The sequence below is a fragment of the Azospirillum brasilense genome (assembly GCF_001315015.1).
Lineage (GTDB): Bacteria > Pseudomonadota > Alphaproteobacteria > Azospirillales > Azospirillaceae > Azospirillum > Azospirillum brasilense.
This window is the reverse complement of the sequence record NZ_CP012915.1, coordinates 818,684-832,542: the sequence shown is the minus strand read 5'-3', so window position 1 is coordinate 832,542 and position 13,859 is coordinate 818,684. Positions and strand designations below refer to the sequence as shown.

Annotated in this window: 13 protein-coding genes; 3 read left to right on the top strand and 10 right to left on the bottom strand. The window is 68.4% G+C overall.

The window, feature by feature from the left end; genetic code table 11:
• Positions 1-6: 6 nt before the first annotated feature.
• The 4 genes from AMK58_RS17535 to hyfB are packed head-to-tail and all read right to left on the bottom strand — an operon-like array spanning position 7 to position 5,111.
• Positions 7-1,464, bottom strand: coding sequence for a hydrogenase 4 subunit F (locus AMK58_RS17535; protein WP_035676045.1), 1,458 nt, complete (start codon positions 1,462-1,464; stop codon positions 7-9).
• Entirely contained in the window at positions 1,461-2,123 is a 663-nt protein-coding gene (locus AMK58_RS17530; RefSeq protein WP_035676048.1) for a hydrogenase-4 component E, read from the bottom strand. Before AMK58_RS17530 ends, AMK58_RS17535 begins: the two co-directional genes overlap by 4 nt.
• 1 nt (position 2,124) lies before the next feature.
• The gene (locus AMK58_RS17525; RefSeq protein ID WP_175424484.1) at positions 2,125-3,081 is read right to left on the bottom strand and encodes a respiratory chain complex I subunit 1 family protein; all 957 of its coding nucleotides are present in this window, start codon (positions 3,079-3,081) and stop codon (positions 2,125-2,127) included.
• Positions 3,078-5,111, bottom strand: a complete 2,034-nt coding sequence (gene hyfB, locus AMK58_RS17520) for a hydrogenase 4 subunit B (protein ID WP_059399235.1) — start codon at positions 5,109-5,111, stop codon at positions 3,078-3,080. The genes AMK58_RS17525 and hyfB overlap by 4 nt, the downstream gene beginning before the upstream one ends.
• Positions 5,112-5,507: 396 nt before the next feature.
• Between hyfB and AMK58_RS17515 the strand changes: the two genes are divergently transcribed.
• Positions 5,508-7,877, top strand: a complete 2,370-nt coding sequence (locus tag AMK58_RS17515; RefSeq protein WP_035676052.1) for a Tex family protein — start codon at positions 5,508-5,510, stop codon at positions 7,875-7,877.
• 106 nt (positions 7,878-7,983) lie between these two features.
• Positions 7,984-9,093, top strand: a complete 1,110-nt coding sequence (locus AMK58_RS17510) for a sensor domain-containing diguanylate cyclase (protein WP_051140383.1) — start codon at positions 7,984-7,986, stop codon at positions 9,091-9,093.
• Positions 9,094-9,124: 31 nt separating this feature from the next.
• Here the strand turns inward: AMK58_RS17510 and AMK58_RS17505 are convergent, their stop codons facing one another.
• The 6 genes from AMK58_RS17505 to AMK58_RS17480 form a co-directional block, all read right to left on the bottom strand.
• Complete coding sequence (locus tag AMK58_RS17505; protein ID WP_035676055.1) at positions 9,125-9,760, bottom strand: LysE family translocator; 636 nt, start codon at positions 9,758-9,760, stop codon at positions 9,125-9,127.
• Positions 9,761-9,850: 90 nt separating this feature from the next.
• Positions 9,851-10,171 carry a hypothetical protein gene (locus AMK58_RS17500; protein WP_035676058.1) on the bottom strand — a complete coding sequence of 107 codons (321 nt, stop codon included), beginning with the start codon at positions 10,169-10,171 and terminating at the stop codon, positions 9,851-9,853.
• Positions 10,172-10,210: 39 nt separating this feature from the next.
• Positions 10,211-10,522, bottom strand: coding sequence for a hypothetical protein (locus AMK58_RS17495; RefSeq protein WP_035676060.1), 312 nt, complete (start codon positions 10,520-10,522; stop codon positions 10,211-10,213).
• 39 nt (positions 10,523-10,561) lie between these two features.
• The gene (locus AMK58_RS17490) at positions 10,562-11,359 is read right to left on the bottom strand and encodes a hypothetical protein (protein WP_236778289.1); all 798 of its coding nucleotides are present in this window, start codon (positions 11,357-11,359) and stop codon (positions 10,562-10,564) included.
• Between the two features lie 31 nt (positions 11,360-11,390).
• A complete protein-coding gene (locus AMK58_RS17485; protein ID WP_079284959.1) occupies positions 11,391-12,344 on the bottom strand; it encodes a YqaJ viral recombinase family protein in 954 nt (317 codons plus the stop codon).
• Positions 12,345-12,684: 340 nt separating this feature from the next.
• Positions 12,685-13,320 carry a hypothetical protein gene (locus AMK58_RS17480; RefSeq protein ID WP_035676062.1) on the bottom strand — a complete coding sequence of 212 codons (636 nt, stop codon included), beginning with the start codon at positions 13,318-13,320 and terminating at the stop codon, positions 12,685-12,687.
• A 218-nt stretch (positions 13,321-13,538) separates the two neighbouring features.
• Here AMK58_RS17480 and AMK58_RS17475 point away from each other — a divergent pair, with 218 nt between their 5' ends.
• Positions 13,539-13,859 carry a heavy metal-binding domain-containing protein gene (locus tag AMK58_RS17475; RefSeq protein ID WP_014197078.1) on the top strand — a complete coding sequence of 107 codons (321 nt, stop codon included), beginning with the start codon at positions 13,539-13,541 and terminating at the stop codon, positions 13,857-13,859.

Sequence of the window (13,859 nt, the reverse complement as noted above, 5' to 3'; positions counted from 1 at the left end):
CCTCCCCTACCCCAGCAGCGCCGCGACGGTCTGGAACCACGCGACCAGCGGCCCCGGCAGCCAGACCCCCGCCACCAGAACCAGCGCCAGATGCGCGTAGAGCGGAACCAGCGTCCCTTGCAACGGCACCTCGGCCACCGGAACGCCGCTGCCCTCCGCTGTGCCGGGCGCTCCGAAGCACAGTTGCTGGACCCGCAGCACCAGCGCCCCGAAGGCGACCAGGATGCCCACGACCAGCGGCAGGGCCAGCAGCGGTTCCCGCGCGAAGGTGCTGGTGACCAGCAAAAATTCGCTCATGAACACGCCGAAGGGTGGCAGGCCGGCGATGGCCACCACACCGGCCAGCAGGCCCCAGCCGAGCGCCGGATGGCTGACCGTCAGGCCGGAAATCCGCTCGATCCGCTGCGTGCCCGTCACCTGCACGGCGTGGCCAACCGCGTAGAAGATGGCCGACTTGGTCAGGCTGTGCATCGCCATGTGCAGCAGCCCGGCGAAGTTGGCGAGCGGCCCGCCCATGCCGAAGGCGAAGGTGATGATGCCCATATGCTCGATGGAGCTGTAGGCGAAGAAGCGCTTCACGTCGCGCCGCCGATAAAGCATCAGCCCGGCCAGCAGCAGGGAGGCCAGCCCCATGGCGATCATCAGCGGCCCCGGCGCGATGGCCTGCCCGTTCGCCGCCAGCAGCATCTTGAAGCGCAGCACGGCGTAGAGCGCCACGTTGAGCAGCAGGCCGGACAGCACGGCGGAGATCGGCGTCGGCCCTTCCGCGTGGGCGTCCGGCAGCCAGGCGTGCAGCGGCGCCAGCCCGACCTTGGTGCCGTAGCCGATCAGCAGGAAGACGAAGGCGAGGTTGAGGATCGCCGGGCTGATCCTGGCGACGTGGCCCATCAGCTCCGTCCAGGTCATCGCCGCCATGCCCGGACCCATCACCGGCTGGGCGGCCATGTACATCAGGATGGTGCCGAACAGGGCGAGCGCGATGCCGACGCCGCACAGGATGAAGTACTTCCACGCCGCCTCAATGCTGGCCGCGGTGCGGTAGAGGCTGACCATCAGCACGGTGGTCAGCGTCGCCCCCTCCACCGCCACCCACATGACGCCCAGGTTGTTGGCCGACAGGGCCAGCAGCATGGTGAACATGAAGGCCTGGTACATGGCGTGGTAGAAGCGCAGCTTGCGCTCGTCCAGCTTCCCCACCGCGATCTCGTGGGCGATGTAGCCGGCCGAAAAGACGCTGGTGGTCAGCCCGACGAAGGCGGTGAGCGCGATCAGGTAGATGTTGAAGGCGTCCACCACGAACAGCGCGCCGCTCGACGGCTCCAGCCCGAACAGGACCAGCGACGCCAGCAGCGTGACGGCGGAGAATCCGATGTTCAGCCGCGCGCCCAGCCGGTGGCCGGGAACCAGGGCGAGGACGGCGGCGCCGATCAGCGGGGTGGCGACGATGACGGCGACGGCGTTCAATCGCTCTCCCCCCGGAAGCTCTCGATCTTCTGCATGTCGAGCGTGTCGAACCGCTCGCGGATGTGGAACAGGAAGATGCCGAAGATGATGAAGGCCACCATGACGGAGAAGGCCACCGACATCTCGACGACCAGCGGCATGCCGGCGACACCGACCGCCGCCAGAATCAGCCCGTTCTCGATCGACATGAAGCCGACCACTTGGCTGACTGCGTTGCGCCGGGAGATCATCATCAGCAGGCCGAGCAGGACGACCGACAGCGACAGCGCCAGATTCTCGCGGGTCAGGGCGGTGGCGTCCGCCGTCACCGGCAGCACCAGCAGGATCGACAGGGTGACCAGCGACACGCCCGCCACCATGGTCAGCCCGATCCCCAGCGCCGGCTCGATGCTGCGGTGGATCTTCATCTTCACGACGATGCGGTGCAGCGCCACCGGAATCAGGATGGCCTTGAGGACCAGCGTCAGCAAGGCGGTGATGTAGAGGTGCGGCTCCCCGTGGGAGTAGGCCTGCCACGCCGCCGTCGCGGTCAGGGCGAGCGCCTGCATCGTGAAGACGTTGAGCAGGGAGAACAGCCGCCGCTGGTACAGCAGGGCGAAGCTCATCAGCAGGACGACGGCCCCCAGCATGTGCGCGACGTCATAACCCAGGTCGCTCACCTCACACCCCCCGCGACACGTAGAGGAAGATCGCGCCGAGCAGGCTCAGCAGCAGGGCGCCGCCCAGGAACTCGCCGACCCGGAAGACGCGCATCTTGGCGATGGAGGTCTCGAACAGCGCCAGCAGGGTCCCGCCGACGGCGAGCTTCGCCACGAAGACGACCATGCCGCCCAGCGCCGCCGCCACGCCGGACCCGGCGGTCGCCATGCCCCAGGGCGCGAAGACGCAGGCGATCAGCGCCATGTAGAGCAGCATCTTGAGCATGCTCGCCGCCTCGACCAGGGCGAGGTGACGGCCGGAATATTCCAGCACCATGGCCTCGTGCACCATGGTCAGTTCCAGATGCGTGGCCGGGTTGTCGATGGGGATGCGCGCGTTCTCGGCGATCGCCACCATGACCAGCGCGATCAGCGCGAGCGCCAGGGAGATGCGCAGCCCGACCGCGCCGGACAACATGAAATCGGCGATCTCGGCGAGCGAGGTGCTGCGGACAAGGATCGCCACCGAGAAGACGATCATCAGCATCGCCGGTTCGGCGAGCGCCGCGATCATCATCTCGCGCGACGAGCCGATGCCGCCGAAGCTCGTCCCCGTGTCCATCCCGGCGAGCGCCAGGAAGAAGCGCGCCGAGCCGAGCAGCGCGATCAGCGCGATCAGGTCCGCCGTGGGGGCGAGGGCCAACTGTGTGGTGAAGACCGGGACCAGCCCGGCGGCCAGCCAGATCGCCGTGAACATCATGTAGGGCACGGAGCGGAACAGCCAGGAGGCGTTGCGGGCCAGCACCACCTCCTTGCGCAGCAGCCGCAGCAGGTCGCGGTAGGGCTGAAGGACAGAAGGCCCCCGCCGCCCGACCAGCCGCGCCTTGACCAGCCGCACCCAGCCGGTCAGCAGTGGCGCCAGGGCCAGCACCAGCAGCATCTGCAGGATCTGGTAGAGGGTGGCCAGCAGCAGCGTCATCGTTGAGTCACCGCCACCATCACCAGCAGCACGACCAGCGCCAGGAACATCAGGGTCAGGTAACGGCGGATGGTCAGGAACTGCAGCCGGTTGGCCTTCTCGGCCAGCCAGCCCACCGCGCGGGACAGCGGCTCCACCACCACGACCCAGGCCGGGTCGGTCCAGGTCACCGACAGGCGGGCGGGGCGCGTGTCGCCCGGCACCGGCATGTCCACATGGTCGCGGGCGCGGAATACCGTGCTGCCGAAGGCGCGGCGGATCGGCTGGCCGAAGCTGGAGGCCGTGTATTGGGTGACCGCCGCCGGGTCCGGACCGTCGAAGCCGCAGCCCCAGGGGATCGACCAGCGCACCCGGTCGCTCGCCTTGCGGTGGATGCCCAGCACCAGCACGACCGACAGCAGCGCAATCACCACCAGCATGATCAGGCCGTTGTAGGAGTTGCCGATGGCCGAGGTCGGGGCCAGCCAGAACCACGGCTGGTAGGCGCGCCCGTCGAACGGCCCGGCCTCCACCAGCAGGCGCAGCGCCGGCTCGAACAGGCGGATCAGCGGGGTCGGCAGCACGCCGAGAACGACGCAGAGCACCGCCGGAACCGCCATGCCCAGCCGCATCGCCCGCCCGACCTCAACCGCCTCGCCCGCGGCGCGCGACCGCGGCCGTCCCAGGAAGGCGATGCCGTAAAGCCGCACGAAGCAGGCGCCGGCAAGCGCGGTGGCGAGCGCCAGGGCGGCACCGACCACGGCGATCTCAATCTTCAGCGACCATTCGGACAGAGCCGGAGCGTTCAGGATGGCCTGGAACAGCAGCCATTCCCCGACGAAGCCGTTCAGCGGCGGCAGGGCCGAGATCGCCGCGGCGCCGATCAGGGCGAGGACGGCGGTGGTCGGCATCCGGTGGATCAGCCCGCCCAACCGATTGAGGTCGCGCGACCCAGTGGCGGTCAGCATGGCGCCCGCCGCGAAGAACAGCAGGCTCTTGAACAGGGAATGGTTGACCACATGGAGAAGCGCTGCCGCCAGGGCGAGCGCGGCGATCACCGGCGTGTGGGCGGCCTTGAAGACCAGCGCCAGACCCAGTGCGATGACGATGGCTCCGATGTTCTCCACCGTCGAATAGGCAAGCAGCCGCTTCACGTCGTCCTGCATCAGCGCGTAGAGCACGCCCATCACCGCGGTCAGCGCGCCGAATCCCATGGTCACGCCGCCCCACCACCATTCCGGCTCGCCCAGCAGATCGAACAGCACGCGGATCATCGCGTAGACGGCGACCTTGGTCATCACGCCGGACATCAGGGCCGACACATGGCTGGGCGCCGCCGGATGGGCCAACGGCAGCCAGACATGCAGCGGAACAAGCCCGGCCTTCGACCCCGCCCCCAGCAGGATCAGCACGACGACCAGCGCCGCAGCCCCCGCCGCCGGCGCGTGGGCGCGGATGGCGGCGAAGCTGTAGTCGCCGTGCGCCGTCGCCAGGACCCCGAAGGCCAGCAGCAGGCAGGCCGTGCCGAAGCTCGCCATGATGATGTAGAGGCGCGCGGCCTTCGGCGTTTCCGGATCCCGGTGGGTGGACAGCACGAGCAGCCAGGAGGCCAGCGACATGAACTCCCAGGACAGCAGGAAGGTGAAGGCGTCGGCGGCGATCAGCACCATGTTCATGCCCGCCAGGAACAGCGGGTAGAGCGGCAGCACCGGCCCGTCCTGGGATCCGCCATGGGATTCGTGATGCGCCCGCTCGTACCCCCAGCCGAACAGGCTGGCGGTGATGCCGCCCAGATTGACGACGATCAGGAAGACGGCGGACAGCGCGTCGGCGCGCAAATGGGCCTGTATCCAGGGCAGCCCGACCGGCAGCACCAGCGTCGCATCCGGCCCGCCTCCGGCCAGCCGGAGCGCCGCCCACAGCGCGATCAGCGCGCAGGCCGACGCCGTTCCGCCATAGACCACCGTGGACACTTGCGGCAGCCGCCTCGCCGCGGCGCCGACGACGGCCACTGCGAACAGAAAGACGATTGCCGAAACGACCAGTCCCAAGGCAGCGAATCCGTTTGGATTAGACCCACAATCAGTAAGGATGTTTCTCCCAATGAACGCAAGGGGAAAAACTCTGTCGCGTTCATCTTGCGAGTGCGCGTGCTTTGGGCGACACGCGCACAGAAAAAAGGCGGCTCACCAATTCGGGAGCCGCCGTAGTCTGTTCGGGAGGAAACGCAACCAAGTTGCAGGGGAAGATATGCGCCCGTTAAGGTTAACGACGCATGAATCGTGTGTGGTTTTTCTTTAACTATACTTTTTCGCAGGAACCGGGCTCCGGATTCGCGCGTCCTCTCCGGACCGGTCTCCCCGGCCTCTCCCAGATCGGCACTGGCCGGGAAGGCCCCCTTCGCGCTATAGGAGGCACCCTTCCCTTTCACCAGTCACCGGTCCTCCATGCCGTCCACGTCCATCAGCCAACGCATCGCCGACGAGCTTTCGGTCCGTGAATCCCAGGTCGCCTCGGCCGTCAAGCTGCTCGACGAAGGATCGACCGTCCCCTTCATCGCCCGTTACCGCAAGGAGGCCACGGGCGGGCTCGACGACACGCAGTTGCGCACGCTGGAGGAACGGCTGTCCTACCTGCGCGAGCTTGAAGACCGGCGCGCGGCGATCCTGTCCTCCGTCCGCGAGCAGGACAAGCTGACGCCGGAGCTGGAGCTGCAGATCCGTCAGGCCGACACCAAGACGCGCCTGGAAGACCTCTACCTGCCCTACAAGCCGAAGCGCCGCACCAAGGCGCAGATCGCCCGCGAGGCGGGGCTGGAGCCGCTGGCCGACCGCCTGCTCGCCGATCCGTCGCTCCAGCCGGACGCCGAGGCCGCCGGCTTCGTCAGCGCCGACAAGGGCGTCGCCGACGTCAAGGCGGCGCTCGACGGCGCCCGCCATATCCTGGTGGAGCGTTTCGGCGAGGACGCCGAACTGGTCGGCCGGCTGCGTGCCACCATGGCCGACAAGGGCGTGGTGACCGCCAAGGTGATCGAGGAGAAGCGGGCGGAGGGCGCCAAGTTCTCCGATTACTTCGAGTTCGACGAACCCTGGGCGAAGGTCCCCTCGCACCGGGCGCTGGCGCTGTTCCGCGGCCGGACCCAGGGCGTTTTGGACATCCGCCTGGACCTGCCGGTCGAGGAGGGACAACCCCACCCGGCGGAGCGCACCATCGCCGCCCACACCGGCATCCGCGATCAGGGCCGCCCCGCCGACAAGTGGCTGTCCGACGTGGTGCGCTGGACCTGGAAGCTGAAGATCGGCCCGCATGTCGAGACCGATCTGATGGGCGACCTGCGCGAGCGTGCGGAGGACGAGGCCATCCGCGTCTTCGCCCGCAACCTGCACGACCTGCTGCTGGCCGCCCCGGCCGGTCCGCGCACCACCATCGGCCTCGACCCCGGCATCCGCACCGGCGTGAAGGTCGCCGTGGTCGACGCCACGGGCAAGCTGGTCGACACGGCCACCGTCTACCCGCACCAGCCGAGGAACGACTGGGACGGCGCCATCGCCGCCATCGCCGCCCTGGCGGTGCGCCACAAGGCGGAGCTGATTTCCATCGGCAACGGCACGGCGAGCCGCGAGACGGACAAGCTGGTCGCCGATCTGTTCAAGCGCCATCCGGAGCTGAAACTCACCAAGCTGGTGGTCAGCGAAGCCGGCGCGTCGGTCTATTCGGCCTCCGAGACCGCGGCGGCAGAGTTTCCGAAGCTGGACGTCAGCCTGCGCGGCGCCGTCTCCATCGCCCGCCGCCTTCAGGACCCGCTGGCCGAGCTGGTGAAGATCGAGCCGAAGTCCATCGGCGTCGGCCAGTACCAGCACGATGTGTCGGGCGGCAAGCTCGCCCGCTCGCTGGACGCGGTGGTGGAGGACTGCGTGAACGCGGTCGGCGTGGACCTGAACACGGCATCCGTTCCGCTGCTGACCCGCGTGTCCGGCCTGAACGAGACGATCGCCCGCAACATCGTGGAGCACCGCGACCGCAACGGCGCCTTCCGTTCGCGCAAGCAGCTGCTGGACGTGGCGCGCCTCGGCCCGAAGACCTTCGAGCAGGCCGCCGGCTTCCTGCGCATCCGCGAGGGCGACAACCCGCTGGACACCTCCGCCGTCCACCCCGAAGCCTACCCGCTGGTCGAGCGCATCCTGAAGAAGACCGGCAAGGATCTCGGCAGCGTCATCGGCGATGCCCGCTTCCTGCGTGGGCTGAACGCCGAGGACTTCACCGACGAGCGGTTCGGCGTGCCGACCATCGAGGACATCCTGAAGGAGCTTGAGAAGCCGGGCCGCGACCCGCGTCCGGAATTCAAGACGGCCACCTTCCAGGAGGGCGTCGAGGAGCTGAAGGACCTCCAGACCGGCATGGTTCTGGAAGGGGTGGTGACCAACGTCACCGCCTTCGGCGCCTTCGTGGACATCGGCGTGCACCAGGATGGGCTGGTCCACATCTCGCAGCTGTCCACCAGCTTCGTGAAGGACCCGCACACCGTCGTGAAGGCCGGCGACATCGTGAAGGTCAAGGTGATGGAGGTCGACATCCCGCGCAAGCGCATCGGCCTGACCATGCGCCTGACCGACGCCGCTCCGCGCCCCGAGCGTGGCCAAGGCCGTACGGAGGGGCAGCGTGGCGACGACAAGCGCCGGGACGACCGCCGCAGCCCGCCGCCCGGCAAGGGCGGCTCCGCTCCGAAGCCGGCCCCCAAACCGGCAAAGGCGCCAGAGCCCGTCAACAACGCCTTCGCCGAAGCCTTCGCGCGGGCGCAGGCCGGCAAGAAGCGGTGAGGCTCAACAAACGTGGGGCGGGTGCCGGACACACTCCGGTACTCTCCCCATGGACGGTGCGTGCGCCAAAGGATAGTGTGCACTGACGCCAACCGCATAGGCGCCCATGTTCTCTTCGGCAACCCGAATCGTCGGACTGTACGCGGTCCTCGCCACCGCGTGGGTGGTGGGGTCCGACCGCCTTTTGGACGCCGCCGGGCTGGACGAGGTGGTGCTGATCCAGAACGTCAAGGGCACCGCCTTCGTCCTGTTCACCGCCCTGGTGCTGTGGGGTTTCCTGCGCCAGGAGTTCCAGCGCCGCACCCGGTCGGAGGACGCATTGCGCTCCACGCTGGAGCGGCTGGCCCAGTCGGAAGCCGACCTCCGTTCGGTCATCGAGAAACTACCGGACGCCTTCTTCCGCACGGATCTCGACGGTCGGGTCAGCATGGCCTCCCCCCAGTTCGCGCGGGAGTTCGGCCTGACTCCGGAGACGGTGATCGGCACCCGTATCGCCGACCATTACGTGGAAGAGGACGGGCGCGCCAAATTCCTTGCGGCGCTGGAGGAGGCGGGCGGCGAGGTCCGCGACCACCGCATGCCGATGCGGCGGCAGGACGGCACCAACTTCTGGATTTCCGCCAACGCCTACATCCGCCGCGATCCCGCCGGGCGTCCCATCGGGGTGGAGGGGATTGCCCGCAACACCACCGCCCAGCATCATCTGGAGGAGCGGCTGCGCTACCTCGCCGGGCACGACGCGCTGACGGGCTTGTGCAACCGCATCCGCTTCGAGGACCGGCTGGAGCACGCCATCGCCCGCGCCAAGCGCGAGGACAAGAGCTTCGCCCTGCTCTTCCTCGACCTCGACGGGTTCAAGGAGGTCAACGACACCCACGGGCACCAGAAGGGCGACGAGGTGCTGGTGACCACCGCCCAACGCCTGTCCGGCGCGCTGCGCAACAGCGACACCACCGCCCGCATCGGCGGCGACGAGTTCGCCGTGCTGCTGGAGGGGGACATCTCCGTCGAGAACGCACGGGCCGTGGCGGAAAAGGTCATCGACTCCATCGACCGGCCCCTGCCCGGCCTTGACCTGTCGGTGTCGGCCAGCGTCGGCATGGCCTTCTACCCGTCGGACGGCGCCGACGCCGGCGTTCTACTGCGCTGCGCCGATCAGGCCATGTACCGCGCCAAGCGTTTGGGCAAGAACCGGCTGGAGCTGGGCACCGCCTGAGTGGGACGGCCACCGCCGGAAGGGTTGGCCGTCAGGACGGCTTGGCCGCGTCCATCACCAACCGTATGCCCAGCGCGCCGATAACCGAGGCCGCCAGCCGGTCGATCCACGCCTTGGACCGCAGATAGGCGGCGCGGGGGCGGCCGGCGGAGAAAGCCACGGCGACGATGGCATACCAACCCGTCTCGACCAGGAACACGGCGGGCGGCAGGGCCAGCAGAACCCAGGCCGGCGGCGAGGCCGGCAGAAGGGCGGCGAAGATGCTGGCGTAGACGATGGCGGTCTTCGGATTGCTGATTTGCGTCGCCAGCCCGATCCCGAAGGAGCGCAAGATGCCGTGAGACTTGGCGGCGGCATCCGGAACGCGGACCGGCTCCGCCGCTCCCCGCCAGATCCGTACCGCCAGATGGACGAGATAGAGGCCGCCTGCGACTTTCAGGGTCAGATAGAGCCACCCGACCTGAGTCAGCAGGGCGTGCAGACCGAGGAGGGCCAAGGTGGCGAAGACCACGCCGCCGGCCCCCATGCCGACGGCGGCGGCAACACCCGCGGCACGCGACACGGCGATGGAGGTGCGTGCCACCAAGACAAAGCTGGGGCCGGGGCTGATGGCGCCGATGGCCAAGGCGCCGAGAACGCTCAAAAGGGCAAGAACGGACCCATCCATGGCTGCGGCTCCGCTGTTCGGGAAAGCCGCAGTTTATGGATGGCGAACGGTATCGTCAGCCGACAAAATGATCGCAGGCGCCCTGCCCGCTCACTCCGCGGCCATCAGAAAGCTCGTGCCGTGATGGGTGCGCGGGGGCATGTCGGGGAGGCCGATCGTCCGTCCGACCTCCTCGGTCGTCGGCTGGCGCCGGTAGGTTTCCACATAGCGGTCGAGCGCGGCGAGGCACTCGGCGATCGAACCGGAACCGACCGCCCGGCAGTCCTCGAAGGCGTGCGGGTCGGGGCGGAACCAGTGGGTGATGTAGCCGTCCTCGGTCCCGTTCAAGGTGAGGGTCAGGGCGAAGCGTCCCTCATGCCCGATGCGGGCGTGGGCCGCGCGCAGCCGGGACTGGACCTCTTCGATGGTCATGGCGCGTGCATCCTTCTTAAACATCAGGCGGCCTTTCGATCACGCGGCGTTGCGGAGCAGCCGGTCTTCCAGGCTGCGCGCCCATTCGGCGTCGCGGGCCAGCGATTCGACCAGCAGGCGGGCCGGGCCGGCGGAGTCTGCCGGGGTGTCGGGACGGAGCAGCCCGGCCAGCCGCAGAGCCAGCGATTCCGCCTCCGCCTCGACCCAGCGGGCATACTGCTTGCGGCGTTCCGCCTCGTTCCAGTACCAGCGCGGAAGCTGGGGATAGCTGCGCTCCATCTCGCCTTCCCAGGCGCTCATGCGGAACAGGCCGCTTGGGGAACGTTCAGTGGTGGTGCTTGCGGGTGTCATTCAGGACTTCTCCCTTCCACGCCGCGGGAATGGCGTGGCTCAGGCGGCCTCCAGATCGCCGCCCTCATCGTCGTCTTGCTTCAGGATTTCCGCCTTCTTCTGGGCGAACAGGCTGGTGATGCGGTGCTGGGCCGTGCGGTCCACCGTGCCGATCTCGCGCAGGCGGGTGCCGGCGCCGGTGCGCCACAGCTCCTCCAGGTCGTCCAGGTCCAGACAGGCGCCGAGCCGCTTGCGGATCTCTTCCTCGAAGGCGGCGATGGCGGACGGCTGCAGGTCCGGGTTGGACTTGGCGGCGTAGAAGGCCTCGGCCTCCTCCCGGTACTTGCTGTCGTCGAACTGGCCCATATGGACGTCGGCGGCAAGGCCGAGCTGGACGAGGCATTTGCCCACCGCGTCGGTCATCGACATCTTGAAGCACTCGTCGTCGGGCGCCTCGATGCCGTTGCGGCGGCGGACCATCTCCGTGCCGCCCCACTGCGGCCCGGTCCAGCACTTCTCGCCCGTCTCCGGGTCGAGGTACCAGACGCGGGCGCAGATGAAGATCATGCGCTCGGCGATGGTCCAATCCATCTGCTCATAGCCCCAGCCCTTGCCGACCGGACCGAACACCTCGGTCATCATCATCAGGCGCCACGTCGGGTCGATCTGCGTGCCGCGGAAGCCACCGGAGCGGGTGAAGGGCTTGGTCGCCTTGGGGTCGGTCCGCTTCAGCCGGTTCCACAAATGCATGGGGTCCGGGGCGGCGGGGTCCACGGTGGCGGTCTGGGAACCCGCGACCTTCGGAGCGGCCGTGCTGACGGTCTTTTCGGTTTCGGCAACGGTGTCGGTCTTGCTCATGCGTCCCATGGTCGTCGGGTTCCCCTTGTGGTCAGTAGCGTTCGTCTCTCCCCTCACCCCAGCCGCCGCTGAGCACAGCGTCCAGGCTCGGGTCAGGGGACGGATCGGCCGTGGCCGGCTGCCACGGTTCGGCGGTGTCGAGCGCCCGCCGCGGCGGCGCGCCGTAGCGCAACGACAGGCGTCCCTCGCGGTCGCGGGCGAGATACAGGCCGCGGCCCGGTTCCTCCCCCGCCACGAAGGCGATGCGCGCGTCGGCGGGCATCAGCGCCTTCAAGGCGGCCTCCGCCTCGCGGACAGCGAGCGCGGCGGCGCGGCGGTCGACCAGTTCCGCCGCCAGAGCGGCGAAGCGGTTGTGCCGGGCCATATCGACCACCCGACGCGTCTCGTAGGACGGCGCCTCCGCGGGCAGCGGATCGCCGGGCTCCACATCGTTGGCGACGTGCCACCAGAAGGCATCCAGCGTCGCCATCAGCCGCCCGCAATCCGCCTCCCGTCGCGGCACCCGGACGAGCGTGTGGCCGGTGGGGCGCAGAATGGACAGCATGGCCCGGTCCAGCCCGGTGACCACCAGCTGGTGCTGGACCTGCCAGTGGTAGCGCTGAGCCAGTTCCGCATCCGTCTGAAAACCGCCGGTGAATTTCGCTTCCACCAAAGTGTCGGGCAGCGTGTCCGGCGCGCCGCCGTCCGTGTCGCCCTCCCAGGTCAGGAAATCCGGGTGGGCGACCATCCAGTCATGCTCCGGATGGACCCAGGTCCGTTCCGCCGGCACGCAGGGAAGGCCGGTGGCCTTTTCCACGAAGCGGGGATGCAGGTGTTCGGTCGCAATGCCGATCTGCACCGCGGCGACGAGGTCGAGGTCGGCCGGCGACGACCGCCCTGTCTTCTCGCGCCACAGGCTCAGCCAGTCGCCCGCCATGATGCGGGTGGCGTCGGAAGACCCGATACGCCCTGCCCGTGCGGCGCGCTGCGCGTCCGTAATCGCCATTCCCCTGCCGGCCCCCAGCCGTTTCTCTGCGTCTCTGGTTTCGAATCGATGCGTCTTCGCAGCGCCATCGCCGTTAACCATAAGCCGTATCGTGAATATGGGCTGCGAACACGCAGGGTTCAAGAACAAAAAGAGAACCTGCGGCTTGGCCGCAGGATCGAATCTTCGAACCTTTTCAAAAAACTAAGTAGAATGCAGCGCAGCCGCGGTCCCGCTGTGACCGAGTCGGGCGACTCGGCACAGATGGTTATGGATTCGTGGAGTCAAAGGGGGTTATGGAAAAGAATTTCACCGCCAGAATTGGCAGCTTTTCTCCCAGATTCCCGCCAAATACGCGCGATCAGGCGCGCAGGAAGCGCGTGATGTGAACCGCGACCCCCGCGACGTTGGCGCGCTCGATGGGCGTCGGGCGGCAACCGGGGTCGGTGCTGACTGGCAGCAGATGGGGTGGGAAAAAGCGGTATCCGCACACCGTTCCGTCGCCCACCGTAACCACCACGTCACCGGCCTGCGGGGCCAGCACGTCCAACGGCTCCAGCACCACGCAGTCGTCGGGCAGCACGCCGGCGGCGTTCAGGCTGGAAGAGGCGATGGTCAGCGCGAAGGCGCGGCGTGAGGCCGGGCGGTCCACGGCGATGCCCCGCGCGCCGCCGCTGAGCGCCGCGGCGATGAAGGATTCGCCCGCCCGCCGCCCCAGTTCCAGGAAGGCGCGCACCTGCTCGACCGACAGCAGCGGTACGCGAGCGACCGGCGTGTAGGCGGTCTCGTCGAGGAAGCGCGGCTCCGACCCGGCGACACGGGCCAACCGGCCCAGGGTTTCCGCGCTGGGAACGCTGCCGCGCGCCGGGTCGCGCAGGAAGCGGGTGATGTTGGTCGGGGTCACCTCGGCCAGCCGCGCCCAGGCTCCGGCGCTCCAGCCCTGAGCCTCCATCACACCAGTCATCCAGCGCAGGATCGCCCGCCGCGTGTCGTCCATACCGCCGTCCTCCCCGCCGAAAGAGCGCCTTATAAGAGAGAACGTTGACGGAACGCGCAAGGTTTCTTCGCTTATGTCGCAATTTCGCCGAGGATGCGCTGCGATTTCGCAGTATCGCGTTGCCCCCCCTCCCCTCCGGCTGCGCCCTTTCCCAACCCATTGCGCCGTGCCGTGCACGCCGCCATCTGGAGGGCGCGAAACCACATCCGGAGGAAGCGATGATCGTCACCAGCACCGACACCGTCGAAGGCCGTCCCGTCACCCAATATCTGGGCATGGTCGCGGGCGAGGCGATTTTAGGCGTGAACATGTTCCGCGACCTGTTCTCCGGCATCCGCGACATCGTCGGCGGCCGGGCCGGCGGCTACCAGAACGCGCTGCGCGACGCCCGAGAGGCCGCCTTCGCCGATCTGCAGGACGCTGCGCGGGCGCTGGGCGCGGACGCCATCGTCGGCGTGGACATCGATTACGAGGTGCTGGGCAAGGAGAACGGCATGCTGATGGTTTCCATCAACGGAACCGCCGTCCGGCTGGGCTGA

Excerpts from the sequence above, each read along its gene's own strand:
- AMK58_RS17505 (WP_035676055.1), bottom strand. The coding sequence starts at position 9,760 with ATGGATGGGTCCGTTCTTGCCCTTTTGAGCGTTCTCGGCGCCTTGGCC.
- AMK58_RS17480 (WP_035676062.1), bottom strand. The coding sequence starts at position 13,320 with ATGGACGACACGCGGCGGGCGATCCTGCGCTGGATGACTGGTGTGATG.
- AMK58_RS17515 (WP_035676052.1), top strand. The coding sequence starts at position 5,508 with ATGCCGTCCACGTCCATCAGCCAACGCATCGCCGACGAGCTTTCGGTC.
- AMK58_RS17485 (WP_079284959.1), bottom strand. The coding sequence starts at position 12,344 with ATGGCGATTACGGACGCGCAGCGCGCCGCACGGGCAGGGCGTATCGGG.
- AMK58_RS17500 (WP_035676058.1), bottom strand. The coding sequence starts at position 10,171 with ATGACCATCGAAGAGGTCCAGTCCCGGCTGCGCGCGGCCCACGCCCGC.
- AMK58_RS17525 (WP_175424484.1), bottom strand. The coding sequence starts at position 3,081 with ATGACGCTGCTGCTGGCCACCCTCTACCAGATCCTGCAGATGCTGCTG.
- AMK58_RS17490 (WP_236778289.1), bottom strand. The coding sequence starts at position 11,359 with ATGAGCAAGACCGACACCGTTGCCGAAACCGAAAAGACCGTCAGCACG.
- AMK58_RS17510 (WP_051140383.1), top strand. The coding sequence starts at position 7,984 with ATGTTCTCTTCGGCAACCCGAATCGTCGGACTGTACGCGGTCCTCGCC.
- AMK58_RS17475 (WP_014197078.1), top strand. The coding sequence starts at position 13,539 with ATGATCGTCACCAGCACCGACACCGTCGAAGGCCGTCCCGTCACCCAA.
- AMK58_RS17495 (WP_035676060.1), bottom strand. The coding sequence starts at position 10,522 with ATGACACCCGCAAGCACCACCACTGAACGTTCCCCAAGCGGCCTGTTC.